Origin of the sequence: Streptomyces chartreusis (assembly GCF_008704715.1) — a bacterium.
In the GTDB taxonomy this organism is placed as follows: Bacteria; Actinomycetota; Actinomycetes; order Streptomycetales; family Streptomycetaceae; genus Streptomyces; species Streptomyces chartreusis.
The window spans coordinates 2,337,205-2,363,772 of record NZ_CP023689.1 but is presented as its reverse complement, the minus strand read 5'-3'; the positions used below and the strand labels follow the sequence as shown (position 1 = coordinate 2,363,772).

24 protein-coding genes are annotated in these 26,568 nt (G+C 71.8%); 16 read left to right on the top strand and 8 right to left on the bottom strand.

Annotated features, from left to right (window positions below; all coding sequences use genetic code 11):
• Positions 1-16: 16 nt before the first annotated feature.
• From CP983_RS09885 to CP983_RS09875, 3 genes are all read right to left on the bottom strand, one after another.
• The gene (locus tag CP983_RS09885; RefSeq protein ID WP_150499334.1) at positions 17-820 is read right to left on the bottom strand and encodes an SAM-dependent methyltransferase; all 804 of its coding nucleotides are present in this window, start codon (positions 818-820) and stop codon (positions 17-19) included.
• A 140-nt stretch (positions 821-960) separates the two neighbouring features.
• The gene (locus tag CP983_RS09880; protein ID WP_150499333.1) at positions 961-1,371 is read right to left on the bottom strand and encodes a DUF6114 domain-containing protein; all 411 of its coding nucleotides are present in this window, start codon (positions 1,369-1,371) and stop codon (positions 961-963) included.
• Complete coding sequence (locus CP983_RS09875) at positions 1,371-2,063, bottom strand: DUF6230 family protein (RefSeq protein ID WP_107907721.1); 693 nt, start codon at positions 2,061-2,063, stop codon at positions 1,371-1,373. The genes CP983_RS09880 and CP983_RS09875 overlap by 1 nt, the downstream gene beginning before the upstream one ends.
• 679 nt (positions 2,064-2,742) lie before the next feature.
• Between CP983_RS09875 and CP983_RS09870 the strand changes: the two genes are divergently transcribed.
• Positions 2,743-3,396, top strand: a complete 654-nt coding sequence (locus tag CP983_RS09870; protein WP_093747675.1) for a Tat pathway signal sequence domain protein — start codon at positions 2,743-2,745, stop codon at positions 3,394-3,396.
• A gap of 34 nt (positions 3,397-3,430) precedes the next feature.
• Here the strand turns inward: CP983_RS09870 and CP983_RS09865 are convergent, their stop codons facing one another.
• The gene (locus CP983_RS09865; RefSeq protein WP_150506507.1) at positions 3,431-4,375 is read right to left on the bottom strand and encodes a lytic polysaccharide monooxygenase auxiliary activity family 9 protein; all 945 of its coding nucleotides are present in this window, start codon (positions 4,373-4,375) and stop codon (positions 3,431-3,433) included.
• A 370-nt stretch (positions 4,376-4,745) separates the two neighbouring features.
• Here CP983_RS09865 and CP983_RS09860 point away from each other — a divergent pair, with 370 nt between their 5' ends.
• On the top strand, positions 4,746-6,551 hold the full coding sequence (locus CP983_RS09860) for a S8 family peptidase (protein ID WP_150499332.1): 1,806 nt from the start codon (positions 4,746-4,748) through the stop codon (positions 6,549-6,551).
• A 147-nt stretch (positions 6,552-6,698) separates the two neighbouring features.
• On the opposite strand, the gene CP983_RS09855 is transcribed toward CP983_RS09860, so the two are convergent.
• Positions 6,699-7,376, bottom strand: coding sequence for a ScbR family autoregulator-binding transcription factor (locus tag CP983_RS09855; protein ID WP_150499331.1), 678 nt, complete (start codon positions 7,374-7,376; stop codon positions 6,699-6,701).
• A 190-nt stretch (positions 7,377-7,566) separates the two neighbouring features.
• On the opposite strand from CP983_RS09855, the gene CP983_RS09850 reads away from it, so the two are divergent.
• The 3 genes from CP983_RS09850 (at position 7,567) to CP983_RS09840 (ending at position 10,429) form a co-directional block, all read left to right on the top strand.
• On the top strand, positions 7,567-8,508 hold the full coding sequence (locus CP983_RS09850; protein WP_150499330.1) for a ScbA/BarX family gamma-butyrolactone biosynthesis protein: 942 nt from the start codon (positions 7,567-7,569) through the stop codon (positions 8,506-8,508).
• Positions 8,509-8,578: 70 nt separating this feature from the next.
• The gene (locus CP983_RS09845; protein ID WP_030949148.1) at positions 8,579-9,226 is read left to right on the top strand and encodes a ScbR family autoregulator-binding transcription factor; all 648 of its coding nucleotides are present in this window, start codon (positions 8,579-8,581) and stop codon (positions 9,224-9,226) included.
• 21 nt (positions 9,227-9,247) lie between these two features.
• The gene (locus CP983_RS09840; protein ID WP_150499329.1) at positions 9,248-10,429 is read left to right on the top strand and encodes a damage-control phosphatase ARMT1 family protein; all 1,182 of its coding nucleotides are present in this window, start codon (positions 9,248-9,250) and stop codon (positions 10,427-10,429) included.
• Between the two features lie 32 nt (positions 10,430-10,461).
• On the opposite strand, the gene CP983_RS09835 is transcribed toward CP983_RS09840, so the two are convergent.
• Positions 10,462-11,748, bottom strand: a complete 1,287-nt coding sequence (locus CP983_RS09835; protein ID WP_150499328.1) for a cytochrome P450 — start codon at positions 11,746-11,748, stop codon at positions 10,462-10,464.
• Positions 11,749-11,937: 189 nt separating this feature from the next.
• Here CP983_RS09835 and CP983_RS09830 point away from each other — a divergent pair, with 189 nt between their 5' ends.
• The 5 genes from CP983_RS09830 (at position 11,938) to cyc2 (ending at position 17,551) form a co-directional block, all read left to right on the top strand.
• Positions 11,938-12,846: an ABC transporter substrate-binding protein gene (locus CP983_RS09830; protein WP_229914677.1), complete on the top strand. Its 909-nt coding sequence runs from the start codon at positions 11,938-11,940 to the stop codon at positions 12,844-12,846.
• Between the two features lies 1 nt (position 12,847).
• A complete protein-coding gene (locus CP983_RS09825; RefSeq protein ID WP_150499327.1) occupies positions 12,848-13,627 on the top strand; it encodes an ABC transporter permease in 780 nt (259 codons plus the stop codon).
• A gap of 40 nt (positions 13,628-13,667) precedes the next feature.
• Positions 13,668-14,516 (top strand): ABC transporter permease, encoded by an 849-nt coding sequence (locus tag CP983_RS09820; protein WP_229914676.1) that lies wholly within the window; start codon positions 13,668-13,670, stop codon positions 14,514-14,516.
• A gap of 37 nt (positions 14,517-14,553) precedes the next feature.
• Positions 14,554-15,303, top strand: a complete 750-nt coding sequence (locus CP983_RS09815) for an ABC transporter ATP-binding protein (RefSeq protein WP_150499325.1) — start codon at positions 14,554-14,556, stop codon at positions 15,301-15,303.
• Positions 15,304-15,391: 88 nt separating this feature from the next.
• Positions 15,392-17,551: a germacradienol/geosmin synthase Cyc2 gene (gene cyc2, locus CP983_RS09810; RefSeq protein ID WP_150499324.1), complete on the top strand. Its 2,160-nt coding sequence runs from the start codon at positions 15,392-15,394 to the stop codon at positions 17,549-17,551.
• On the opposite strand, the gene CP983_RS09805 is transcribed toward cyc2, so the two are convergent.
• Entirely contained in the window at positions 17,544-19,070 is a 1,527-nt protein-coding gene (locus CP983_RS09805; protein WP_150499323.1) for a hypothetical protein, read from the bottom strand. The two genes, cyc2 and CP983_RS09805, sit on opposite strands and share 8 nt — an antisense overlap.
• Before the next feature lie 162 nt (positions 19,071-19,232).
• Between CP983_RS09805 and phsA the strand changes: the two genes are divergently transcribed.
• Positions 19,233-21,122 carry an O-aminophenol oxidase PhsA gene (gene phsA / locus CP983_RS09800; RefSeq protein WP_150499322.1) on the top strand — a complete coding sequence of 630 codons (1,890 nt, stop codon included), beginning with the start codon at positions 19,233-19,235 and terminating at the stop codon, positions 21,120-21,122.
• Between the two features lie 53 nt (positions 21,123-21,175).
• Here the strand turns inward: phsA and CP983_RS09795 are convergent, their stop codons facing one another.
• The gene (locus CP983_RS09795) at positions 21,176-21,910 is read right to left on the bottom strand and encodes a CTP synthase C-terminal region-related (seleno)protein (RefSeq protein WP_150499321.1); all 735 of its coding nucleotides are present in this window, start codon (positions 21,908-21,910) and stop codon (positions 21,176-21,178) included.
• Between the two features lie 94 nt (positions 21,911-22,004).
• On the opposite strand from CP983_RS09795, the gene CP983_RS09790 reads away from it, so the two are divergent.
• The 5 genes from CP983_RS09790 (at position 22,005) to CP983_RS09770 (ending at position 26,553) form a co-directional block, all read left to right on the top strand.
• Positions 22,005-22,946 carry a LysR family transcriptional regulator gene (locus CP983_RS09790; protein WP_150499320.1) on the top strand — a complete coding sequence of 314 codons (942 nt, stop codon included), beginning with the start codon at positions 22,005-22,007 and terminating at the stop codon, positions 22,944-22,946.
• 94 nt (positions 22,947-23,040) lie between these two features.
• The gene (locus CP983_RS09785; RefSeq protein ID WP_150499319.1) at positions 23,041-23,625 is read left to right on the top strand and encodes a PDZ domain-containing protein; all 585 of its coding nucleotides are present in this window, start codon (positions 23,041-23,043) and stop codon (positions 23,623-23,625) included.
• A gap of 72 nt (positions 23,626-23,697) precedes the next feature.
• Complete coding sequence (locus tag CP983_RS09780; protein ID WP_150499318.1) at positions 23,698-24,318, top strand: LysE family translocator; 621 nt, start codon at positions 23,698-23,700, stop codon at positions 24,316-24,318.
• Positions 24,319-24,425: 107 nt separating this feature from the next.
• A complete protein-coding gene (locus CP983_RS09775; protein WP_150499317.1) occupies positions 24,426-25,547 on the top strand; it encodes an aminopeptidase P family protein in 1,122 nt (373 codons plus the stop codon).
• A gap of 61 nt (positions 25,548-25,608) precedes the next feature.
• A complete protein-coding gene (locus CP983_RS09770) occupies positions 25,609-26,553 on the top strand; it encodes an aminoglycoside phosphotransferase family protein (protein WP_150499316.1) in 945 nt (314 codons plus the stop codon).
• Positions 26,554-26,568 lie beyond the last annotated feature (15 nt).

The window sequence follows — 26,568 nt, the reverse complement described above, 5'->3', positions numbered from 1 at the left end:
TGCGTCCGCAAAGCCGTCAACCCGGCTTGCGCGCCACCGCTCCGTACATCGCGATGTCCTCGTCCCGGCTCACCTCGGTGCCCGTGCCGTCCGGGCGCCACTTGTGGACCTGGACGATGCCCGGCTCGACGAGGTCCAGACCGGTGAAGAACTCCGCCGCCTCGCCGTGGGTGCGCAGCCGCATCGGCATGCCCCGCGCCGCGTACTCCCGGGCGACCCGGCCGACCTCGTCCGGCGCGAACTCGGCGGTGCCGACGGACATCGCGAGATAGCTGCCGGCCGGCAGCGGTTCGAGGAGCCGGCGCACGATGCCGACCGCGTCGTGCTCGTCCAGCATGAAGTGCACGATCGCGATCACGGCCAGCGCGACGGGCCGGTCCAGGTCGAGGGTCTCGCGGAACGCCGGGGAGTCGAGAATGCTCGCCGGGTCGCGCATGTCGGCCTCGATGTACGCCGTCGTGCCCTCGGCCGCAGGGGACAACAGGCCCTTGGACAGCGTCAGTACGAGCGGATCGTTGTCGACGTAGACGACCCGTGCCCCGGGTGCCGCCGACTGCGCGATCTCATGGATGTTGGGCGAGGTGGGTATCCCGCTGCCGACGTCCAGGAACTGCCGTATCCCCGCCTCCGCGGCGAGGTGGCGCACTGCCCGGTTCATGAAGTCGCGGTTGGCCCGCATGTGGACGGGCAACGCGGGCCACTCACGCACCATCGCGTCCCCGGCCTCCCGATCGGCCGGGTAGTGGTCCTTGCCGCCGATGATGTAGTCGTAGATCCGGGCGGAGTGGGGGTGTCCGGTGTCGATGGAGCCTGCGGGCATGAGTGCCTCCTGGGGGCTGCGGCATCATCAATTACGCATGCACGCCTAGAGGTTGGCGTTCACACTGCCAACCTAATAGGGGCGCGGGGAACTGCGCGACCAGCCCCCACACACCCGCAGCCGCCCGACACGGCCCAGACCTACTGCGCCGCCGCCGCTTCCTTCCTGCGCTGTCGCCGCCCGCGCCGAGGCTCCTGATCGGGCAGCCATCCGAACACCAGACAACTGCCGACCGCCCCCAGCAGCAGACCCACGAAGAACCCGCCCAGGTTCGACGTGAGCCAGGTGCCCAGGGTCACCAGGATCCCGGTGATCGAGTAGAAGAGCCGCTGCGCCGGGTTGAACAGGGTCAGCAGCCCCAGCAGCACCATCAGCGCCGGCAGCAGGTACCCCGCCAGGCCCTGCATGCCGACGTGCAGGACGACCTTCAGCGAGGCCTTCATCGTGAGCAGGATCCACGCCCCGCCCAGGGCGAGCAGCAGCCCGCCCCAGAACGGCCGGTCGGCCCGCCAGCGACGGAAGGCCGACCGGAATCCATCCGGCCCGTACATCAGCAACCCGTGCTGCTGAAGCGGAGCTTCAGGCCGGGCAGCTTGAACACCCCGGCCGTGGTGGCGTAGTTGGTCTGGCGCAGATTGGCGATGCGCACGGTGTCGGCCTGCTGGCTGAAGACACCGATCGGCCCCTTCACCCCGGCCTTGGTCAGGGTGCTCGCGTCGTTGCCGATCTCGATGTTGTTGAACGCCGCGTCGCCCGACAGCTCGGTCGAGTCGGTGGTCAGGTCGGTCGCGCTCACCTTCTCGGCGCCGCCGCCCGCGGTGATCAGCAGGTTGGTGCCACCGAGGTCGACGCTCTGGCACAGCTTCGTGAGCGTCGCGTTCTTGATGGCGGACGTGACGATCAGGACCTGACCGCCGGTGTCCCCTTCGTTGGGGCTGCCCGGCGCCATGTTGTCGAGGCCGCCGAACTGCTCGAAGCCGGTGCCGTTGAGCTCAGTCGCGGTGACCGTGAAGGGCATGCCGGAGATGGCGAACTGGACGCCCAGCGCGCCCTCGGCGGTGAGAACCGCGAGCGCACCGGCGACCAGGGTGGCCGGCACGGCCATCACGGCGGCACGGCGTGCCCGGACCCGCCCGCGTCTCGCGGTGCCTACGGGGTTTTCGGACGCTTCGGGCACGGAACCGCTTTCCGGGTTCTCGGGGGTGTTTCCGGCGGACGGGGTGACGTCCGGGGACGAGGCCATGACTGCTCCCAGGTGCAGAAAAAGTGCGGGTAGGGCATCAGCGGCACGTTGTCCTGGCGCGGACAGCGCCCGCGGCGCACGTCTCCTCGCAACTCCCGGCGGGTGCAAGGGCTTTCTCGTACTCCGCAGTAGCCAAGCCCGGAAGTTACCGGTGGTTACACCTGAGGGTCAAGGCAGTTGTGTAAAAAGGGTGTTGGTTGTGCCCCACCTGTGGGTCATGAGCTGCCGAGGGCCTCGAAAAGTTGCTTGGAAAACAGCAACTCCCTTGTGATGCCTTGACGTTGACTGACCCTCAGGTTTACAACTCTCCCTGGCTCCCCCATGGATCCGTGGCGCCGGATCCGCCGCCGCGTGGCCTCCGCCCGCGTTCCCGGACCTGATGTCCTTCACGTTTCCTTTTCGCGAGATCACTCCACGGCGCCGTCACGGTCGCTTCCCCCCTCGGTCCGTGCCGGCCGCACCCCCCGCCCGGTTCCGGCCGGAGCCCTTCCCACGGTCTCCGGCCGGCCTCCGGCGGGCAGCCGTCGCCGGTCCGTGTCGTACGGAGAAGGCGTCACGGACCGGCGACGGCGCACACGCACCCGGCGCCCCACCGGCCGTCCTCCCGCCACCCCCCGAACCCCCTGGGTCCTCAGGTCCTCAGGGCACACCCCCGCAACGAAAGCCGAGGTACACCCGCATGCGTACGCGTACCCTCCTCACCCTCGCCGGCACCGTCGCCGCGCTCACCCTCCCCCTCGCCGGCCCCGCGTCCGCGGCCGACGGCGCCGTCCTGACCACCGGCTCCGTCGGCGGTACGGCCGTCGCGGCCGGCGAGGTGCTCACCGCACCGCTGGCGAGCGGCACCGCCGCCACGTTCTACTCCAGCGCCACCGGCACCAGCGGCATATCCTGCACGTCGTCGCAGTTCACGGCCACCGTGACGGACAACCCGAGCGCGCCCGGCACCGCGACGGAGTCGGTCTCCGCGCACACCTTCAACGCCGCCAGCTGCACCACCAACGTGGTCGGCGTGCTCGGCGTCACCAGCATCACGGTCAACAACCTGCCGTACAGCTCCGCCGTGGGCTCCGACGGCAGCGTCACGGTCACGCCCGCCGCGGGCTCCACCATCCAGACCACGGTCGTCCTGCGCACCCTGCTCGGCAGCATCAACTGCGTCTACCAGGCACCCAGCCTGGCCGGCACGGCGAGCAACGCCGACAACACCATCAACTTCGCCGCCGCGCAGTTCACCAAGGTCTCCGGCTCGTCCCTCTGCTTCGCCAACGGCTACTTCACCGCCAAGTACGCCCCGGTGACCAGCAGCGGCGAGGCGGTCTACGTCAACTGACCCCGCCCTCAACCGGCCCTGCCCGCACCGGAGTTCACCTCCGGCGCAACCGCAGCGCCAGGGCGGCGCCCCCGGTGAGCACCAGCACCGCGGCGGCGCCGCCCGCCACCAGCGGCATCGCCGGCCCGTTGCCCGCGTCCCCGGTGGACGCCACCGGCACGCTGTCGCCCCGCGTGCGCGGGGTCTCGGACCCGGTGGCCGCCGCGGGCGTGGGCGAGGGGCCGGTCGTACGCCGCTCACTCGCGCGCGGCTTCGCGGTCGGCGAAGAAGCGGCAGTCGTACGACCGCCGGCGCTCGCCGTGGCCGATGCCTTCCCCGCACCGCCTCCGGCGCTCCCGCCCGCCGGGAACACGACGTCCGAGCACGAGTAGTACGTGTCCGGCGTGCTGCTGTTCTGCCAGATCGTGAACAGCACATGCCGCCCGGAGCGGTCGGACGGCAGCTTCGCCGTGAGCCGGTACGCGCCGTCCGCCAGCGCGGGGTCCCGCACCTGCGCGAACGGCTTGTCCGGCAGATCGGACCAGGTCAGCGGCTTCGTCGGGTCGTAGCCCGGCTCGGTGAGGTAGAGCTTGAAGGTGCCGGTGTGCGGGATCGTGGAGACGTACCGCATGGTCAGCGTCGTACCCGGGGTCAGCCGGGTCGACGGCCAGTCGGCGCGGGCCAGATCGAGGCCCTTGTAGGCGGCCAGGCCCCCACTGCACAGCTTCCCGTCCGGGACCACCTGACGGTCACGTCCGTTCACGCCGGCGATCCGCAGGTTGTCCCACGCCGTGAAGGGCCCGCCGTTCGCGGCGACCGCGGCCCGGCACGCCGCCGACCGGGACGGACTGCCGCCGTCCGGCGAGCAGGCGTACACCCGGCTGACCGGATCCGTCGGGGCGCCGTGCGCACGGGCCGGGCCCGCGGCCCACACCGTGAGCAGCAACGGCGTGACGGCGGCGGCCGCCAGGGCGGAGCGATGCGATCTCATCCAGGGCATCCGGGACATCCGGAACGTCTCCTCGGCCGGCAGGGCAGGGTCCTCGTGGAGTACGGGAAACCGGCCCGGCGCGTTCACTGCGCGATAAACCGGGCCGAGCCCGTCGATAGCGGTCAACCAGCCGACGTAGAGGGTGGGTTTCCGGCCGGATCGAGGGTTTCCCCTGTATCCCGATGACCTTTCCTTTGCCTATCGTTCGACCACAGCCGACCCACAGGTAACCCCGAACGGGTCGCAGCTCGCGCCAGGCCGGCCACCACGCTCCCGCACTTTCGCACTTTCGAAACGCCCCCCGCCGCTTCGAGGACGAAGCGAAAAGTCCGCCGCTCCGCGCTGCCCGGAGTACGGCCGGCCACGAAAGGCACTCCCCTTGCGTACCTCCACCTCCCTCAGACGGAAGCTGATATCCGTCGCCGCGGTCTCCGCCGCGCTCTTCACGGCCGCCACCACCTCGGTCGCCGTGGCCCAGGATTCCCCCACCCAGGAGGCCGCCGTCCCCGCGGCCCAGGCCGAGGCCGCTCCCGGTACTCCGGCCGAGCGCCTCATCGTCGGCTACAAGTCCGGCGCCGCCGAGGCCAAGTCGAACAAGGCCGCCGAGGCCGACGCCGCCGCCAAGGGCGAGGAAGCCGGCGAGGACCTCGACTTCGAGCGCCGCCTCGGCTCCGGCGCCGCCCTCGTCGACCTGGGCGAGAACCTCAGCAGGACGGACGTCGCCGACGTCGTCGCCGAGTACCGGGCCGACCCGCAGGTCGCCTACGTCGTGCCGGACCGGCTGAACAAGCCGCTGGCCACCCCCAACGACACCGAGTACTCCAAGCAGTGGGACCTGTTCGAGACCACCGCGGGCATGAACGTGCCGGGTGCCTGGGACGTCGCCACCGGCAGCGGGGTCACCGTCGCCGTGATCGACACCGGCTACGTCACCCACTCCGACCTCGGCGCCAACATCGTCGCGGGCTACGACTTCATCTCCGACGCCACGGTCGGCAACGACGGCAACGGCCGCGACAGCAACCCGGCCGACCCGGGCGACTGGACCGCCGCGAACGAGTGCGCCTCCGGCGACCCGGCCTACGGCTCCTCCTGGCACGGCACCCACGTCGCCGGCACCATCGCCGCCGTCACCGACAACGGCAAGGGCGTCGCCGGTATCGCGTACGGCGCGAAGGTCTCCCCGCTGCGCGTGCTCGGCAAGTGCGGCGGCTACGACTCCGACATCATCGACGCCATCACCTGGGCGTCCGGCGGGACGGTCTCCGGTGTCCCGGCGAACGCCAACGTCGCCAAGGTCATCAACATGAGCCTGGGCGGTGGCGGCGCCTGCTCCACCGCGACCCAGAGCGCCATCAACGCCGCCGTGAACCGCGGCACCACGGTCGTCGTCGCGGCGGGCAACAGCAACGCCAACGCCTCCGGTTACTCGCCGGCGAGCTGCGCCAACGTCATCAGCGTGGCGGCCGCCGACCGCCAGGGGAACCGCTCCTACTACTCCAACTACGGCACGGTCGTCGACATCGCCGCGCCCGGCGGCGAGACCAACTCCGTCGCGGCCAACGGCATCCTGTCCACGCTGAACTCCGGCGCGCAGAGCCCGTCCGCCGAGAACTACGACTACTACCAGGGCACCAGCATGGCCGCCCCGCACGTCGCGGGCCTGGCCGCGCTGATGAAGTCGGCCAACCCGGCGCTGACCCCGGCCCAGATCGAGTCCGCGATCAAGACCAACTCGCGTGCTCTTCCCGGTACCTGCTCGGGCGGCTGCGGTGCGGGCCTCGCGGACGCGGCGAAGACGGTGCAGGCGGTGAGCGGGTCCGGCGGCTCCACGGGGGGCACCACCTTCACCAGCACCTCCGCGGTCTCCATCCCGGACAACGGCTCCGCGATCGAGTCCCCGATCACCGTGAGCGGCCGCAGCGGCAACGCCCCCTCGGCGCTCCAGGTCGGTGTGGACATCACCCACACCTACCGCGGTGACCTGGTCGTCGACCTGGTGGCCCCGGACGGTTCGACGTACCGACTGAAGTCCGCCAGCTCCTCGGACTCCGCGGACAACGTCATCGCCACCTACACGGTCAACGCCTCCACCGAGACCGCCAACGGCACCTGGAAGCTGCGCGTCCAGGACACCGCGGCCCAGGACACCGGCCGGGTCAACAGCTGGAAGCTGACCTTCTGAGCGGCAGCTGAACGCGGGCCCGGAGCGGGCGCGCACCACGAACGGGCGGGCCGGCCGATGCGGATGGGGCATCGGCCGGCCCGCCACATGTCATGAGGGGCCGACCGGCACGGCGGAAACCGACACTCCGGTCGGTCCCGTGCACGCTCAGCGACGGGACAGATCCAGCTCCGCCTCGTCGGCGTCGGTCTCCTCGATGCCGGCCAGCACCCGCACCCCGCGGTCGGGGCTCCGGTCGATGCCGGTCAGCAGCCCCGGCACCGCGACGCTCGGCAGGATGTGACCCCACAGCACCGAGATCCGCTCCGCCAGATCCGCCCGGTCGGTCAGTGCCCGGGACATCAACTGGATGCCCGCGAAGGCCCCGACCAGCAGTTCCACCGTCTGCCTCGGCTCCACGGTGGGCAGCAACTCGCCTTGTGCGGCGGCCTGTTCGAGTACTAGGACGAGATGGTCCGCCCACTGCCGGTACGGGCCCGAGTGGTCCACGCCGGGCGGTGCGCACTGGTCCACGGCGAGCCGCACACTCCCCTTGAGCAGGGAGTTGTTGAGTAGGCGCTGCCCGAACACGAAGGTGATGTCGACCAGTTCCTGGAGCTTGCACGGCTGCGGCGGCACCGCGCCGCGCGGGATCTGCTCGTCCAGCACGGCCTGGGCGAGGGATTCCTTCGAGGGGAAGTGGAAATAGAGGGCGCCCTTGGTCACTTCGGCCCGCTCCAGGACCATCGCGATGGTCGTCGCGGTGTAACCGTGCTCGTCGAAGACCGCCCCGGCGGCCTCCAGGATCACCTTCCGCGTCTTGATGGCGCGCTCCTGCCTCGCCATATCAGCCCCTCCGTATGTCCGGCAGCGCCCGATTCGGTCGGTGCGCCCGGCGTGCGCCGGAGCGGTTCGGGCAGGGCCGGGCGACCCCAGGCCGCATTGAAAACAAACCGGTCGGCTCGTACTCTAACGCTCGCGGCACGGGCACCTCGCCGTCTGCCATGGCACATACGGGGGGACCCAAGGAGGGCACATGTCTGATCCGCGCCGGCTCGCCGCGACCCCGCTCGCCGCAACCCCTGAGGCGCCGGAAGGCCTGACCGCCACCGTACTCCGCCAGTTGGTGCACCGTGCCTCGCTGGCGGAAACGTTTCTCACCGGTATGACCAGCGGGGAACCCGGCCAATTCACGGTCTTCGCCGAGTGGCCCCGAGCCCATCAGTTACACGTGTCGCCGGACCGCTCGGTCTACGAGCCCCTCCTCGTCGCCGAGACCGCCCGCCAGGCCGGGACGCTCCTCGCGCACACCGCCTACGACGTCCCGCTGGGCCATCAGTTCGTGCTCAACGAGGTGCGGATCAGCGCGCTCACCGAGCGGTTGACGCTCGGCAGCACACCCGCCGAACCGGTCCTGCACATCACCGTCACCGACGTCGATCACCGCGGCGCCCGCCCGGCCGGATTCCGCTACGAGGCAGAGATATGGCTTGACGGCGAACCCGTCGCGACCGCCGAGATGGCCGCCAACTGGACCAGCGCGGCCGCCTACCGCCGGCTGCGCGGCGGCCGCACCGCGGCCACCGTGTCCCCGCTGCCGGCACCGGCCGGTCTGCCGCCCGCCGACGTGGACCGCCCCCTGCCCGCGGACGTCGTCCTCGCCCCGTCCGACCACTCCGACCGATGGCGGCTGCGAGTCGATACCGCACATGCTGTTTTCTTCGATCATCCGCTCGACCATGTCCCCGGCATGCTGCTGCTGGAGGCCACCCGCCAGGCGGTACGAGCGCGGACAACCGGCGATCGCCGCACACCGGTCTCCTTCCATGCCTTCTTCCACCGTTACACCGAACTCGACCAGCCCGCATGGATAGAGGCATTCGACAAGACAGGGGCGCACGGCGGCGATATGCAAGTAGTGGGCCAGCAGGGGGAGGCGACAGTCTTCGAGTGCGAGGTGGGCACCGTGGGCGGGTGAGTTATCTTGTACAGGGAGTAAGAAACAAACGGCATGACCCGTTCTTTTCCCGTCCCAGGAGAGCCAGCCGATGGCGAGGCAGTTACGCGCCGAACAGACCCGCACCACGATCCTCACAGCCGCAGCCGAGCTGTTCGACCGCAATGGCTATGAGTCGACCAGCCTGAGCGACATCGTCGAGCACGCCCAAGTCACCAAGGGCGCGCTGTACTTCCACTTCGCGGCCAAGGAGGACCTGGCGCAGGCGATCATGGAGCTTCAGTCCAGGGCGTCCAGACAGGTGGCGAGCGAGATGGACGCCCGGGGCCACACCTCACTGGAGGCCCTGATGCGCACGACGTTCGGCATCACGCGTCTCGCCGTCGAGGGACCGATCACGCGCGCCGGGCTGCGCCTGGCGACCGGGGGAGTGGTGATACGGCCGCCCCTGCGGCACCCGTTCGCCGAGCTGCTGGACATCACGACCCGCAGACTCGTCGGCGCGGCGAAGGAGTCCGACGTCCACCCGGACGTCGACGCGGAGGCCGCGGCGCACGCCCTGGTCTGCTTCTTCGTCGGCACCCGGGTCGTCGGCCGCTCCCTCGAACCGGTCGCACGCCAGCCCCGCAGGGTGGCCGAGATGTGGCACATCATGATCCGCGGCCTGGTCCCGGTGCCCCGCCGGGCCCGCTATCTCGCCCTCGCGACACAGCTGGAGCGGGAGATCAAAGCCGTATGACGCGGGCGATACGGTGAGCGCATGCCCGAGAGGTCCGACACCCCGCCCGTGCTCCTCGGGAACGAACCCGGCTCGTTCCCGCACAGCGTGCTCGCCGAACGCCACCCGGCGATCATCCGACAGGTACGGGAGTCCTTCCCGTACGACCCCGAGCGGCACCGTGCGCTGGACGCGCTCCTCGCCGGCTGCACCGAGGGCGTGATCGAGCCGCTCCCTGCGGACGCGCACGACCGGGACCGCTGGACGGCCTGGGGTGCGGACGCGTACACGGGCCGGTCCTGGTTCGAGGTGCCGTGGCTGTGGTCGGAGAGCTACTTCTACCGCCAACTCCTCGAAGCCGTCGGCTACTTCGCACCCGGACCCTGGCAGGGCATCGACCCCTTCCGGCCCTCCAAGCTGGCCGAACTCGACGCCCCGGAGACGGACGAGGAACTCTCCGCCCTCGACGCCCTCGCCGACCGGCCCGCCGCGGAACAGGACCGGGCACTGCTGCACGGGTCGCTGTGGGGAAACCGCGCCGACCTCGGCTTCCGGCTGTCGGCCGCGTCCGACGAGACCTCCTCGGACACCCCGCCCCTGGTGGCCGACGACAGCGACACCCTCTGGTCCCTGCTCCCGCCCTCCGGCGCCGCCACCCTGGCCCTGATCGCCGACAACGCCGGCCGCGAACTCGTCCCCGACCTGCTCCTCATCGCCCACCTCCTCACCCAGGGCCGAATCGCCCGGGCCGTCCTGCACATCAAGCCGTACCCCTACTACGTCTCCGACGCCACGCACGCCGATGTGCTCGACGCGCTGCGCCGGCTGACGTCGGCGCCGGGTGCGGCGGCGGCGTACGGCCGCGCGCTCTGGGCGGCGCTGACGGACGGCCGTCTCATCGTGCGCGCCCACCCCTTCTCCGGCGGCCCCCTGCCGTACGCGGAGATGCCGGGCGACCTGCGCGAGGAGCTGGGCGCCGCCACCCTCACCGTCCTCAAGGGTGACCTCAACTACCGCCGTCTCGTCGGCGACCGGCTCTGGCCGCCGACCACAGCCTTCGCCGACGTCACCGCGTATTTCCCCGGACCGGTCGCGGCCCTGCGCACCCTGAAGTCCGACGTCATCACCGGTCTGTCCGCCCGCACGGAGGCCGCGCTGGTGGCGGCGGAGGGCCAGAAGTGGCGGACCGGCGGCACGCATGCGCTGATCCAGGTGCGCGCGTGACGACGACCTCCCGGCTCGGATGGCTTCCCGGATCAAGTGACCTGCATCGGCAGTGACTTGATGCCGTTGATGAAGTTCGACACCAACCGCTCGGGGGGTCCCGCCGGCCGCAGCACGGGCAGAGCGCGCATGGCCTCCCGGTAGAGCACGCGCAGCTGGAGCCGGGCGAAGTGGGCGCCCAGGCAGACGTGCGGGCCGTCGCCGAAGGACACATGGGGGTTGGGCGCGCGGGACAGGTCCAGTCGGTCGGGATCGGTGAAGACCCGTTCGTCACGGTTGGCGGAGGCGTGGAAGACGACGACCTTGTCGCCCGCGCGGATATGCCGGCCGGCGAGCTCGGTGTCCACTGCTGCGGTACGGCGGAACGTGAGCACCGGAGGGTGCCAGCGCAGCAACTCGTCCACGGCAGCCGGTAGTTCGGCCTCGCCGGTCCTCAGTCGTTCGTACGACTCCGGGTGCTCGGCCAGGGCCAGCAGCCCGCCCGGAGCCGCGCTGCGGACGGTGTCGTTGCCGGCGACCGTGAGTAGGAAGAAGAACATCTCCAGCTCGGGCTCGGCGAGTTCGGCGATGGGGGCACCTCCCGGTTCGAGCGAAGTCGAGAACTGGGGGAGCGCGAGGGTCGTCATGACGTCGTCGTCGGGGAAGCGGCGCTTGTGTGCCGCGAGTTGGCGGGCGTAGCCGAACATGTCGCGCAGCATCGCGGGCGAGCGCGGATTGACCGGCCTGCCCCGCCCGTCGAGCACCTGCGGGCCCGCTTCGTCGGGGTCCTGGTAGCCGATGACCCGCTGTGTCCAGTGCAGGAGCAGCTTGCGGTCGGCCTCCGGGACGCCGAGCAGGTCGGCGAGGTTGAGCAGGGCGTAGTCGTCGGTCACGGTGCCGACCAGGTCCACGGTGCCGTCCGTCGCACGGGCCGCTTCCAGGGCGTGGGCCAGGAGCGTGCGGGCCCGCTCGTGAGCGACCCGCTCGAACCGGTCGATGCGGCGCGGAGTGAACGCCCGGCTCACGAGCCGTCTCAACCGGCCGTGCCCCGGCGGGTCCTGATTGAGCATCATGCGCCGGATGAACGGCAGATCGTCCGGATCGGGATCACGGATCTGGGTCGCGCCGATGTGTGAGGAGTACGTCGCCGAGTCCTTGAGCACCCGTACGACGTCCGCATGCCGGGTCACCGCCCAGAAGCCGGGCCCGGCCGGCCAGCCCAGCACCTCGTGCTCGTCCTGCCGGGCCACGGGGTGGTGGTCGCGCAGGACGCGGTAGGCGTCGTAGGGGACGCCGGCGGCGTACTGCCGGGGGTCGAAGACGTCGGGGACGGAGGTCATGTGACCAAGGTGACGCATACCGGTGAAGACCGACAGACGGACTCGTCCGGGTCGGTGTGCGGACTGTGTACATCACCGTGCCGCATGTGGTGATCATGACAAATTCTTGCTAGTCATGACGCCATGCCGTTACGTCAATTGCGCTCGGGAACGAGGACTGCGGCGGCAGCCGCGGCCGGCCTCATGCTGATGGCCGCCACGGCCTGCGGCGACGACGGGGACTCCTCGTCCGGGACCGGCGGGCGGGAGACCGTCACGGTGGCGGCCCTGCCCCTCGTCGACTGTGCCGCCCTCTACATCGCCCGGGACCGCGGCCTGTTCGAGAAGGAGGGCCTGGACGTCCGGATCCAGCAGATCCAGCAGAGCCTCCAGGCGTTGCCGGCCCTGGCCAAGGGGCAGATCGACATGGTCGCCAGTGCGAACTACGTGACCTATCTCCAGGCCCACGAGAAGGGCACCCTCGACATCCGGATCGTCGCCGAGGCGATCAGGGCGGCGCCGCGCATGATGGATGTCCTGGTGCCGGAGGACTCGGACATCAAGACCGTCGCCGACCTCGCGGGCAAGAAGCTCGCGGTCAACGTCCTGAACAACGTCCAGTCGCTCACCTTCGACGAGATCCTTGAGAAACAGGGCGTGGGCAGGCCCGACTACCGGGCGATCCCCTTCCCGCAGATGGGCGCCGCCCTCGACAAGGGGCAGGTCGACGCCGTGCACGCGGTCGAGCCCTACGACAGCGCCATCCAGGACGAGCTGAAGGCCAGGGTCCTCGTCGACGGCGCCTCGGCACCGGTGGAGGCCATCCCGCTCAGCGGCTACATCAGCACCGGGGACTACACCGACGGACACGGCAAGACCCTGGCCGCGTTCCAGCGGGCCATCAGGGCGGCCGTGGAGATCGCCGAGAAGGACCCCTCCGTCGTGCGGGACACCCTGCCGACCTACACCAAGGTGACCAAGGAGCAGGCCGAGTCGATCGACCTGCCCGTCTTCCCGCCCGTCATGGACGCCACGCAGCTCACCCGGCTCACCGACCTGATGGAGAAGCAGGGGATGCTGAAGAAGCCGATCGATCCGGCGACGCTGCTGGTCAAGTGACGTGAGGGCCCGTCAGGAACAGGTCGTCCTCGGCGCTCTGGGGGTGCTGCTCGCCGTCGGAGCCTGCGAGGCCGTCTCCCGCGCCGGACTGGTGCGGCGCAGCCATCTCCCACCCGCCTCGGAGGTCCTCGCGCGGGCCGTGGAGCTGGCGGGCGACTCCGTCTTCCTCGACGGCATCGCCGCCACGCTCCGGGCCTGGGCGCTCGGGCTCGCGCTGGCCGTCGCCATCGCCGTCCCGGTCGGCCTGGTCCTCGGAAGCGTGCCGGTCGTCGACGCCGCCGCACGCGCGATCGTCGAGTTCCTACGGCCGCTGCCGTCCGTCGCGCTGATCCCCCTGGTCTCCCTGCTGCTCGGCTCGGGCACCGAGACCAAGGTCGCGCTGGTGACGTACGCGTCGATCTGGCCGATCCTCTTCAACACCGTCTACGGCCTCGGCGAGACCGACCCCCTCGCCAAGGACACGCTGCGCGCCTTCGGCTTCGGCCGCCTCGCCGTCCTGCTCCGCGTCGAACTGCCGGGCACGGCACCCTTCATCGCCGCCGGCATCCGCATCTCGGCCGCGATCGCCCTCATCCTGGCCGTCGCCACGGAGATCCTCTCCGGCTTCGGCGAGGGCCTCGGCATCTTCATCGCCCAGGCGGGCCTGGCCACCGACGGCACCCGGGACGTGCTGGCGGGCGTGGTGTGGGCGGGGGCGCTCGGGCTGGTCATCAACGGGGCGCTGGTGTGGGGGGAGCGAAGGCTGTTTCCGTGGACGCCGGGCCGGCGGGAGGTCGGGTGACGGCGGGAGGTCGGGTGACGGCGGGATGGCGGGAGGTCGGGTGACGGCGCGGGCGAAGGTGCCGCCGCGGGGTCCGGGGCGCGCGGGTCACACCGCGGGCTCCGTCGCCGCGCGGCACGCCCTGCTCCGCTGGTCCGTGCTCGCGGCGGCCGTCACCGTCTGGCAGTTGGCGGCCCGGGCGCATGGCAGCGTGTACTTCCCGCCGCCCGTGGAGATCGCCCGGCACGCCGTCGATCTCTGGTTCTCCGGGCCCGTCCGGCACGTGTTCCTCACCGAGGAGGCCGTCGGGAACATCCTGCCCAGCCTCGGGCGGATGGCCGCCGGGTTCTGCGTCGCCGCCGTCGCCGGGATCGCTCTCGGCATCGCGATCGGCCGCTCGCGGCGCGTGTACGCCCTGTGCGACCCCGTTCTGCAATTCGCCCGAGCCGTCCCGCCGCCCGCCCTCGTCCCCGTCTTCGTCGTGATCCTCGACTTCGGTACGCCCATGCAGATCGCCTCGATCGTCCTCAGCGCCGTCTGGCCGGTGCTGATCAACACGGCCGAAGGGGCCCGCCACACCGACCCGCTGCGCATCGAGGTCGCCGCCGTCCTGCGCCTCACCCCACTCGAACGGCTCCGCTTCCTGATCCTGCCCTCCGCGCTGCCCCGCATCTTCGCCGGACTGCGCCTGAGCCTCTCCCTCTCCCTCATCCTCATGGTCTTCTCGGAACTGCTCCCCGGCACCGCCAACGGCATCGGCTTCACGCTCACCGACGCCCAGTCCCGCTCAGACCTGCTCACCGTCTGGGCGGCGCTGGTCCTGCTCGGTGCCCTCGGTCATCTCCTCAACACCGGCCTGCTGGCGGTCGAGAAGCGCCTCGTCGGCCGGGGGAGGACGACGACCGGATGACCCGTACGCCCCCTACCACCTCCGCCCAGGGACAGCCATGCTCCGCCTAGACGCGGTCGGCCGGCACTACGGCGACCACCAGGTCCTGCACGACATCTCCCTCACCGTGCCGGACGGCCAACTCCTCTGTGTCGTCGGCCCGTCCGGCTGCGGCAAATCCACCCTCCTGCGCACCATCGGTGGCCTGCTGCCCGGGTACGAGGGCACGATCACCCTGAACGGCACGCCCGTGCGGGGCGTCCCCGACGACCTGGCCGTGGTCTTCCAGGACTACGCCCGCTCCCTCTATCCCTGGCTCACCGTCCGCGAGAACGTGGCCCTCCCGCTGCGCCGCCGGGACCTGCCGCGAGCCGAACGCCGGGCCGAGGCCGACCGCATCCTGGCGCGGGTCGGTCTGACGGACGCCGCCCGCCGGCACCCGTGGCAGCTCTCGGGCGGCATGCAGCAACGCGTGGCCATCGCCCGCGCCCTGGTCTGCCGCCCCTCCCTGCTGCTCATGGACGAGCCCTTCGGCTCCTTGGACGCCCAGACCCGCGAGGACCTGGAGGACCTCCTGCTGGAGGTCCACCGCACGGACGGCGCGACGATTCTCTTCGTCACCCACGACATCGACGAGAGCGTGTACCTGGGCGACCGGGTCGTCGTCCTCTCACCGGGCCCCGGCGCCAAGGTCGTCCTGGACCTGCCCGTCGAACTCCCCGGCCCCCGGGACCAGATCACGACCCGGGGTCTGACGGAGTTCGTCGCGCTGAGGTCGGAGGTGGGGCGGGCGGTGCGCAACAGCTAGCCCCCGGATTCGCCCCTCATTCACGCGATGGTGTGATCATGTCCCGCGCCGTGGATGCCCCTCGGAGGCCAGGGGTAGGGCCCCGGCCATGACGCACCAGCCCTTCGAACTCCCGCACTTCTACATGCCGTATCCCGCGCGGCTGAACCCGCATGTCGACGAGGCGCGCGCCCACTCGACCGAGTGGGCGCGCGAGATGGGCATGCTGGAGGGGTCCGGGATCTGGGAGCGGGCCGACCTGGACGCGCACGACTACGGCCTGCTCTGCGCCTACACCCACCCCGAGTGCGACGGGCCCGCGCTCTCCCTCATCACCGACTGGTACGTGTGGGTCTTCTTCTTCGACGACCACTTCCTGGAGACCTTCAAGCGCACCCAGGACCGAGTCGGCGGCAAGGCCTATCTCGACCGGCTGCCCCTGTTCATGCCGATGGACCCGTCGACCCCGATGCCGGAGCCGCAGAACCCCGTCGAGGCCGGGCTCGCCGACCTGTGGACACGCACGGTGCCCAAGATGTCCGCGGACTGGCGCCGCCGCTTCTCCGTCGCGACCGAGCACCTCCTCAACGAGTCCCTGTGGGAGCTGTCCAACATCAACGAAGGGCGGGTCGCCAACCCCGTCGAGTACATCGAGATGCGCCGCAAGGTCGGCGGCGCCCCCTGGTCCTCGGGCCTCGTGGAGTACGCGACCGCCGAGGTCCCGGCGTCCGTCGCCGAGTCCAGGCCGCTCAGGGTGCTGATGGAGACGTTCTCCGACGCCGTCCATCTGCGCAACGACCTGTTCTCCTACCAGCGCGAGGTCGAGGACGAGGGCGAACTCAGCAACGGCGTGCTGGTGCTGGAGACCTTCTTCGGCTGCACCACCCAGCAGGCCGCCGACATCGTCAACGACGTCCTCACCTCCCGGCTGCACCAGTTCGAGCACACTGCCCTCACCGAGGTCCCCGCCGTCGCGCTGGAGAACGGGCTCACGCCCGTGGAGGTCGCCGCGGTCGCCGCGTACACCCAGGGGCTCCAGGACTGGCAGTCCGGCGGCCACGAGTGGCACATGCGCTCCAGCAGGTACATGAACGCGCGCGCCCGCCCGACCGCGTCCTGGCACGGCCTGACCGGTCCCGGCACCTCCGCCGCCGACATCGGCGCGCTGCTCGCCTCGGCCGGCGCCGAACGCCTGCGCGCGTACACGCACGTGCCGTTCCAGAAGGTCGGCCCGTCGCGGCTCCCCGACTTCCACATGCCCTTCGCGGTCGAGGTCAGCCCGCACCTCGCCGCGACCCGCGGCCGTCTGACCGAGTGGATGCACCGCATGGGCATGCTCCAGGAGGGCGTCTGGGACGAGGACAAGCTCGCCGCCTACGACCTCGCGCTTTGCTCGGCGGGCCTCGACCCCGACGGCACCCCCGAGGCCCTCGACCTCAGCGCCCAGTGGCTCGCCTGGGGCACCTACGGCGACGACTACTACCCCCTCGTCTTCGGGCACCGCCGTGACCTGGCCGCCGCCCGGCTCACCACCCGGCGCCTGTCGGACTGCATGCCCGTCGACGGTGAGCCGGCGCTCGTCCCCGTCAACGGCATGGAGCGCGGCCTGATCGACCTGTGGACGCGCACGACCGCGGAGATGACCCCCGACGAGCGGCGCGCCATGAAGGCCTCGGTGGACGTCATGACCGAGAGCTGGGTGTGGGAGCTGTCCAACCAGCTCCAGAACCGCATCCCCGACCCGGTCGACTACCTGGAGATGCGGCGCGCCACCTTCGGCTCCGACCTCACCCTCAGCCTGTGCCGGATGGGCCACGGCCCCGCCGTACCGCCGGAGGTGTACCGCAGCGGCCCCGTCCGCTCACTGGAGAACGCCGCCGTCGACTACGCGTGCCTCCTCAACGACGTCTTCTCGTACCAGAAGGAGATCGAGTACGAGGGCGAGATCCACAACGCGATCCTCGTCGTGCAGAACTTCTTCGGCATCGACTACCCGACCGCGCTGCACGTCGTCCACGACCTGATGACCCAGCGCATGCAGCAGTTCGAGCACGTGGCGGCGCACGAACTGCCCATCGTGTACGAGGACTTCGGGCTGTCCGAAGAGGGCAGGGAAGTCATGCGGAACTACGTGACCGACCTCCAGAACTGGCTCGCGGGCATCCTGAACTGGCACCAGAAGGTCGACCGCTACAAGGCCGAGTACCTGGCCCGGCGCGCCCACGGTTTCGTGCCGGACCGCGGGCCCGCCGTGCCCGTCCTCAGCTGACCTCCCGCACCCGCGCCGCGGTCTCCTCGGCGAGCTCCCGGACGCCCTTCGCGGCGTTCTCCGAGAGCTCGCCGAGTATCGCGTCGGCCGCCGCGAGCAGCGCGGCGGCCTCCTCCACCAGGTCCGCGTCGGCCAGGGCGCCGGCGAGTCGGTAGTGCTCCTCGGCGATGAAGCGGCCGAGGTTCACGCCCTGCCAGTGCCGCAGGGAGTCGTCCCCGGGCGCCGTCAGGTTCTCCCGCAGGGTCGCCGACGTCCGTACGGACTGCGGCAGTTGACCTGCGACACGCTCCAGGCGGGTCAGGTCCAGGCGGGCGGACACCCGGTCCCAGGCCGTCTCCTGCAACGCGGCGTACAGCCGCTGGGCGCGCAACGCCTGGGTCAGGTCGCCGAGTTCCTCGAAGTCCCGGGCCAGCGCACGCAGCGGGGCCGTGGCCAGTCCGCGCGGCGCGTCCGGGCGGCGCAGTCTGCTCTGGTCCATGACGATCTCGTCGAGGTCGCGGATCAGGGCGACCCGGGCGAGCTCGGTCATGCCCTGGTCGCGGGCCAGGTCGGTCCAGGTGGACACCGGCTCGTCCGCGGGGTCCGTGCCGAACATCGTGTCGTCGAGGTCCTGCGCCCACTGCCGCAACTCATCTGCCCCGGCGTCGGGTTCCGGCATCCCGCCGAGCCCGCACGCGGTGTCGAAGTCCGTCTCCCGCACCTCGTGCAGCAGCGGCAGGTCCCCGGTGTCCCCGCGCAGCCCCAGCAGCACGGCGGCCAGCCGCAGTTCGTCGGTCATCGAGGACCGCGTCTCGTGCCGCAGCAGATGCCTCAGCAGCTCCGAGTCGCCGTCCGCGCGGTCGAACTGCGCCGCCCGCAGGGCGAGTCGCCGCCGCACCGGATCCCCGGCCACGTCCTCCCAGGCCGTACGGTCGCCCGCCCGCAGCAGCGCGAGATCCGTGCGGCCGGCCGCGAGGACCGCAACCCACGGCGCGGGCGGGGGCGGGCCGATCAGCTCGTAGGCGCAGCCCTCCTCGGCGTTGAGCAGTACGAAGTCCGGCTCGGTGCGCGACAGCGCGGCATGCAGCATGCCGACCAGCTCGACGGCCGAGCGCTCGGGGAACCCCAGCGCCGCACGCAGCTCGGCCCGCTCCTCGTCGATGCCGTGGTACTCGCGCATCTCCTCCTCGGTCTCCGCGACGCACGCCAGGATCTTCTCCTCGCCGTCCTCGGGCGACAGACCCAGGCAGTCGCGCCAGCCCGGCAGGCCGGTCATGATGTCGAGGGCCTCGTCGACACCGGCGCCCAGCACCCCGGCACCGCCCTCCGAGTCGGCGTAGAGCACCGACCCGTCCGCGCACACGAAGTACGTGCCGCCCGTGTCGTCCCCGGCGATCACTTCCAGCGGCCCGCCCGAGGCGAGGCGGACCTCCTCGACATGGCCGTGGTCCGCGCGGGCCAGGTCGAAGTCGAAGGGGAAGGCGGCCAGTTCGGCCAGATGAGGGTTCTGCCGGAGCAGCCGCAGCGCGCGATCGGTCATGTCACAGAACGTAACAGCCCTCACTGACAACGGACTTCCCGCCTCCGGATGCCGTTTCCGAAACTTTCCGTCCGGAACGGGATATTCAGGGAACTTCGACGGTGCGGCGGGAGTCTTCTGGGGTGAGGGGAACAGACAACGAGAACACGGGGGTGTTCGACCTTGACCGACATCATCGAGAGGCTCACGGACAGCGACAGGAAGCCGGAGGAGGAGCAGCTCGGCACCGGCGAACTCACGCCGTACATGGCCCCACTGCCCGTCCCGCCCGTCCTGCGCCCGGCCTCCGACGACGTCCTGCACGAGACCGAGATCGCCTTACGCCCGGCCTGGGTGCGCCTGCACCCGCAGCTGCCGCCGACCCTGATGTGGGGATACGACGGCCAGGTGCCGGGCCCGACCATCGAGGTGCGGCGCGGACAGCGCGTCCGCATCGCCTGGACCAACCGCATTCCCAAGGACAGCGAGTACCCGGTCACCTCGGTGGAGGTGCCGCTGCGCGCCGACGGCCGCCCGCAGTCCACCACCGAGCCCGGCCGCGAGGGCGTCGAGCCGAACAAGGACGTCGCCGCGCTGCCCGCCTGGTCGGTCACCCATCTGCACGGCGCGCAGACGGGCGGCGGCAACGACGGCTGGGCGGACAACGCGGTCGGCTTCGGAGACGCCCAGCTCTCCGAGTACCCGAACGACCACCAGGCGGTCCAGTGGTGGTACCACGACCACGCCATGAACATCACCCGGTGGAACGTGATGACGGGCCTGTACGGCACCTACCTCGTCCGTGACGACGAGGAGGACGCCCTCCATCTGCCGTGCGGGGAGCGGGAGATCCCGCTGCTGCTCGCCGACCGCAACCTCGACACCGACGAGGACGGCCGGCTCAACGGACGGCTGCTGCACAAGACGCTGATCGTCCAGCAGCAGAACCCGGAGACGGGCAAGCCGGTCTCCATCCCGTTCAGCGGCCCGTACAACACGGTCAACGGCCGCATCTGGCCGTACGCCGACGTGGACGACGCCTGGTACCGCTTCCGGCTGGTCAACGCGTCCAACGCGCGGATCTACGACCTCGTCCTGGTCGACGAGGACGACAACCCGGTCCCGGGCATCGTCCACCAGATCGGCAGCGACGGCGGGCTGCTGCCGCGTCCCGTCCCGGTCGACTTCGACGGCGCGCTGCCCACCCTGACCGCGGCGCCGGCCGAGCGCTTCGATCTGCTCGTCGACTTCCGCGGCCTCGCGGGAGGGCGGCTCCGCCTGGTCAACAAGGGCCGCAACCAGCCGCCGGGCGTCTCCGACCCGGCAGGTGACGTGCGCTATCCGGCGGTCATGGAGTTCCGGGTCCGCGAGAGCTGCGAGACGGACACCTTCGAACTGCCCGAGGTGCTCTCCGGCTCCTTCCGCCGGCTCACGCACGACATCGAGCACGGCCACCGGCTGATCGTCCTCACCCCGCCCGCCACCAAGGGCGGCGGGGGTCACCCGGAGATCTGGGAGATGACGGAGGTCCAGAACCCGGGCGACATCCAGGTCCCCACCGAGGGCGTCATCCAGGTCACCGGAGCGGACGGGAGGACCAAGACCTACCGGCGCACCGCCCGGACGTTCAACGACGGCCTGGGCTTCACCATCGCCGAGGGCAGCCACGAGCAGTGGAGCTTCCTCAACCTCGCGCCGATCGTCCACCCCATGCACATCCACCTGGCGGACTTCCAGCTGCTCGGCCGGGACGCCTACGATGTCTCCGGCTTCGACCCGGCGATCGGCGGCACCCGCAGCCCGATCCGCCACGACGCCGGCACCACGATCCCGCTGGCGCCCAACGAGCTGGGCCACAAGGACGTCTTCCGGGTGCCGGGGAACCAGATCCTGCGCGTCATGGGCAAGTTCGACGGGGCGTACGGCCGGTTCATGTACCACTGCCACCTCCTCGAACACGAGGACATGGGCATGATGCGGCCCTTCGTCGTCATGCCCCCGGAGGCCCTGAAGTTCGACCACGGCGCCGGTCACGGCGGCCACGAGGGCCACGGGGCGGGCCACACGGGCTGACGGCAGGGGACCGGCCGGCAGAAGCCCAACGCGCGCGTGACGCTATTCGCACGTCACGCGCGCATGCCGGCCTCCCGCGCCGCGTGCTCGACCGCGGCTCGCGCCAGCGCCCGCACGACCGGGTGCGGGCGCGAGCCGTCGCCGGACAGCTCCGGCTGGAACAGCGTGGCCAGGAAGAAGGGGTGACCTGGCAGTTCGGCGATCCGGACATGACCGTCCTCGTCGTGGCCGGTGAAGCGCAAGCCGTGCGCGCGCAGGGTGTCGAGGTGGCGTGAGGGGCCGTAGGCGCAGAAGTACCGCTCGACGGTCCGTTCCGAGCCGATCGCCGCCTGGGCCAGCGAACCGGGCTCGATCCGTACGACCGCCTCGTGGCCCACCAGCGAGCAGGCGAGGGGCTCGATGAGGAAGTCGTCGGCGTCGGGGTCGTTCTCGGCATGGGCGACCCGCGTCAGCCCGCACACATGACGGGCGTATTCGAGGAGCGCGTGCTGGAAGCCGCCGCACGTGCCGAGGAACGGGATGCCCTCCTCGCGCGCGGTGCGGACGGCGGCCAGCACCCCCGCCTCGCTGCGGTAGGGGCTGCCCGGCAGCACCCACACGGCGTCGAAGCCGCGCACCGCGTCCTCGGCCTCGGCATCCTGCGAGGGGATCCAGTAGGCGTCGAGGTGCAGCCGGTCGCGTTCGGCGAGGGCGTTCAGCAGAAGCGGTACCCGCGTGTGCGAGGCGACGTTGGGGGAGCGGTCCCCGACCAGGGCGAGTCTGGCCGTCCGAGCGGTGGAGTTCGTCATGCCCCTCATCCTGGGCGGGCCCCCGAGTTCACGTCCAACGATGATTTCTGCACGCTCGATAAGCACCGCTGATGGATACGGGATGCTGTCCGCCATGGACCCGCACCTGCTGCGCACCTACGTCACCGTCGCCCGCCTCGCCTCCTTCTCCGAAGCCGCCCGCGAACTGGGCTACACCCAGTCGGCGGTGTCCCAGCACATCGCCGCGCTCGAACAGGACCTCGGCGCACCTCTGCTGACCCGCCGTCCCGTCGCACCCACGGCGGCCGGCGAGCGGCTCCTCGAACACGCGGGACCCCTGCTGCTGCGCCTGGACGCGGCACGCGCGGACGTCGTACGGATGGCGGCCGCGCCCGACCACGGGCTGACGCTCGCGACCACGCCGACGGCGCTCGGCCCGCTTGTCCTCGCCGCGCTCCCGGCGTCCGGCGTGACGCTGCGCGTGCTGCCCCGGGACGACGTCCCGGCGGCCGTCGCCACCGGCACGGCCGACCTCGGCCTCGTCGACGGCCTGGCCGCCCCCAGCGACCCGTTGCGCCTGCCCGACGTTGCCCCGCTGACCACGCACGGCATCGCCGAGGAGCCGGTCTGCGTCCTGCTGCCCGCCACCCACCCGCTCGCCCGCCGCACCGGCCTGCGCCTCGGCGACCTGGCCGACGCCCGCTGGCTCGACGCCCCCGACACCGGGTTGCCGCTCGCGCACCTGCGAGCCGCGAACGGCGGCCACGGCTTCCGCCCGGCCCTGCGCTGCGACGGCACCGACGTGCGCACCCTCACCGCCCTCGCGGCGGCCGGCCACGGCCTGACCCTGCTGCCCCGCTCGGCGGCTGTGGACGTGCCCGGCACGGTCCCCGTCCCCGTCACCGAGCCCCGGGTGGTGCACCGCACGGAACTCGTGCACACGGGAGCGCCGAGGGGAGCGGCGGCGATGCTGACGGACGTACTGGTACCGCCCACGCCCGCCGCGGCACCGGCCCTCGCGAGCCCCACGCCGACCCGAGGCGGGCTATCCCGAACCCCTGGTGCCTCTGAGTAAAGGGACTTCCCGTTCCTGACCACTGGTCAGTCTCACTCGATCGTGGCTCGTTGTGCGCCGGGGCGAAGGGTAGTCACCAGCCGGAGGCGATCCGATGGAACAGACTGTGTTGCGACCCAAGCCCATGCCTGGTCAGGGGCCCGCCGAGAGCGAGACGACCGAACCCGGAGTGCGGCGTCCGCATGCCGCGCCCCGGCGCCGGGGCCGACGGCTCACGACCCTGTTGTGCGCCCTGCTGGCCGGGGCGGTCCTGGTCCTGAGCGGGGTCGGACTGGGCACGCTCGGGGCCACGGTGATCGGCATGAGCCGACTCGCCGAACTTCAGAAGCAGGCCCGGCCGGGCGCGCCCGCAGACCCGGCCACCTCCGCGCACCCCGGGTCCTCGACCCCACCGTCCGCCACGCCGTCCCCGGCCGTCGTCGCGACCCTGGGCGTGGAAGCCGTGGACGACAGGCGGGGTGCCCAGGTCGTCGGCGTGCACGTTCCCGGGCCCGGGTACTCGGCGGGCCTGGTCAGGGGCGATGTGCTCCTCGCGTTCGGGAGGACCCGCCTCGACTCCGCCGCCGACCTCGCGCGAGCCGTCGCCCGCTCCCGTCCGGGCGACCGGGTCACCCTGACGGTGCGCCATCGCGGCGGCGTCCACCAAGAGCTGACGGTGGTGCCCGGCGTCGTCACCTGAGCGCCCCCGCGTGCGTCCGGGAGTCCGTGAAAACCACTGGTCCCGTTCCGCCGGCAGGGCCACGATGCCCCCATGCCGACCACTCTCCTCGCCTTCCTGGGGGCGTGCACCCTCATCGCCGCCTCGCCCGGCCCGAGCACGGTGCTGATCATCAAGCAGTCGCTGCACAGCAGGCGCTCCGGCTTCCTGACCGTGCTGGGCAACGAGACCGGCGTCTTCATCTGGGGCGTGGTCGCCGCGTTCGGCCTGACCGCGCTGCTGACCGCGTCCGAGGTGGCGTACGACGTGATGCGGGTCGTCGGCGCGGTCGTCCTCGTCGGCTTCGGCATCCAGGCGCTGCGGCAGGCCCGCCGCGGCAAGGATGCCGACGACGGCGTCCGGGAAGGCGCGCCGAAGAGCGGCTGGCACTCCTACCGCGGCGGGCTGCTGCTCAACCTCGCCAACCCCAAGGCGGCCGTCTTCGCGATGTCCTTCCTGCCGCAGTTCGTGCCGGAGGGCGCCCCGCACCTGCCGGCCATGGTCGGCCTCGCGGCGCTCTGGGCGGTCTACGAGGTCGGCTACTACGGCCTGTACGTGTGGTTCGTGGGCAGGCTGAAGTCCGTGCTGTCCCGCGCGGGCGTGCGCCGCCGTCTGGAGCAGGTCTCCGGCGGTGTGCTGCTGCTCCTCGGCGTCCGCATGGCGCTGGAGGGCTGAGCCGTGCCGCAGCAGCCGCCCGCCGGTCCCGCCGACCGGCTCGCGCCGCCCCCTGCGTCCGGGCAGGATGCTGCCCGTAGTCCCTATCAGCGCCCAGGGAGGCCCGGATGACCGGCACCGCACCCTTCACCGCGGACGACTACCGGACCCGTATGGAGCGCGCCGCGCGGGCGGCCGCCGACGCGGGCCTCGCCGGGCTCCTGGTGGCACCCGGCCCGGACCTGATCTGGCTCACCGGCTACGCGCCCACCGCCGAGACCGAGCGGCTCACCCTGCTGGTCCTCGTCCCCGGCCGGGACCCCGTGCTCGTCGTCCCCGCCCTGGAGGCCCCCGACGCCGCGAAGGCGTCCGGCGCGCCCGGCCTGACCCTGCGCGACTGGACCGACGGCAAGGACCCCTACGCCGCCACCGCCGCCCTCCTCGACGCGAGCGGCCGGTTCGGCATCAGCGACAACGCCTGGGCGATGCACCTGCTGGCACTCCAGCGGGCGCTGCCCGGCACCTCGTACGCCTCCCTCACCGACGCCCTGCCGATGCTGCGCGCGGTCAAGGACGCCGCCGAGCTCCAGCTGCTGGCCGCCGCGGGGGCCGCCGCCGACGCCGCGTTCGAGGAGATCCGCAAGGTGCGCTTCGGCGGGCGCCGCGAGTCCGAGGTGGGCGCCGACCTCGCCGGGCTGCTGCGCCGCTTCGGCCACTCGCAGGTCGATTTCACGATCGTCGCGTCCGGGCCCAACGGCGCCAACCCGCACCACGAGGTCGGCGACCGGCTGATCGAGGACGGCGACATGGTCGTCCTCGACTTCGGCGGCCTGAAGGACGGCTACGGCTCCGACACCTCCCGCACGGTCCACGTCGGTGAACCCACCGAGGAGGAGCGCCGGGTCCACGACCTGGTCCGCGAGGCCCAGGAGGCCGGCTTCCGGGCGGTGCGGCCCGGCGTCGCCTGCCAGGAGGTCGACCGGGCCGCCCGCGCGGTCATCGCGGACGCCGGGTACGGCGAGTACTTCATCCACCGCACCGGGCACGGCATCGGCGTCACCACGCACGAGCCGCCGTACATGATCGAGGGCGAGGAGCAGCCACTCGTGCCCGGCATGTGCTTCTCCGTGGAGCCCGGCGTCTATCTGCCGGGCCGCTTCGGAGTACGGATCGAGGACATCGTGACGGTCACCGAGGACGGCGGCCGGCGCCTCAACGACACGACCCGCGAGCTGGTCGTGGTCGACTGACCCGCCGACCCGTCCCGGCGCAAGGAGCCCCCGTAGACCCCCGAGCGACAACGGCGCGACCATGACCCAGGCACCGACACCCACCGCGGACACCGTCCGCCGACTGGTCCGTTCCCTGCTCAAGGACGGCGTGGACGACTCGGCGGGACCCGAGGTCCGGCCCGCCTCCCCGGGCGCCGAACCCGCCACCTGGTGGGTCGGCACCCGCCATGTGCTGCGCCTCGCCCGCGACCGCGAGGCCGCCGTCCGCCAGCGCCGCGAACTGCGCCTGCGCGACCTCGTCCGCCCGCACGTCCCCGTCGCCCTGCCGACGGGTGTCGCGCACGGCGAGTGGGCGCCCGGATTGACCTACACCCTGGACACCAAGGTCCCCGGCGGGTCGGGCGCGGAGAGCGACGTCTCCGCGGTCGGGGAGGCCGACCTGGCGGGGCTGCTGACGGGGCTGCGGGAAGTCCCGGTACGGCAGGCCGAGACGCTCGGCGTGCCACGGGCCGCGCCCCGCTCGCTGGACGCCCTGCGCAGGGGCGCCGAGAGCGCCGCAGCGCGGCTGGCCGACGCCGACGAGTTCGACGCCGCCCGGCTGCGCCAGCTCACCCAGCCGGCCGCCGTCCAGCTCGCCGCCCAGCCCGGCACCGCCGTCCTCGTCCACCACGCCCTCATCGGCGACCACCTCGTCGTGAGCGCCGACGGCCGGGTGCGCGGCGTCCTCGGCTGGGCCGACACCGTCCTCGGCGACCCCGCCGAGGACATCGCGGGCCTCGCCCGTGCCCTCGGCTCCCCGGCAGCCGTACGCGCCGCCACCCTCGCCGGCTACGGCGCCCGCCCCTGCCTGCGCGGCCTGTGGCTGGCCCGCTGCGACACCGTGCTCAACCTCGCCGCCCGCCTCGCCGGCGAGCGCGAGGAACCCCTCACCCAGCTGCGGGCCCAGCTGAACCACGCCTGGGAGACGATCCTGCTGGAGCGCGTGACGGAGTTCCGTGATGACGAGGACGCCGAAGAGCTCTAGACCGGGGACGCGGCG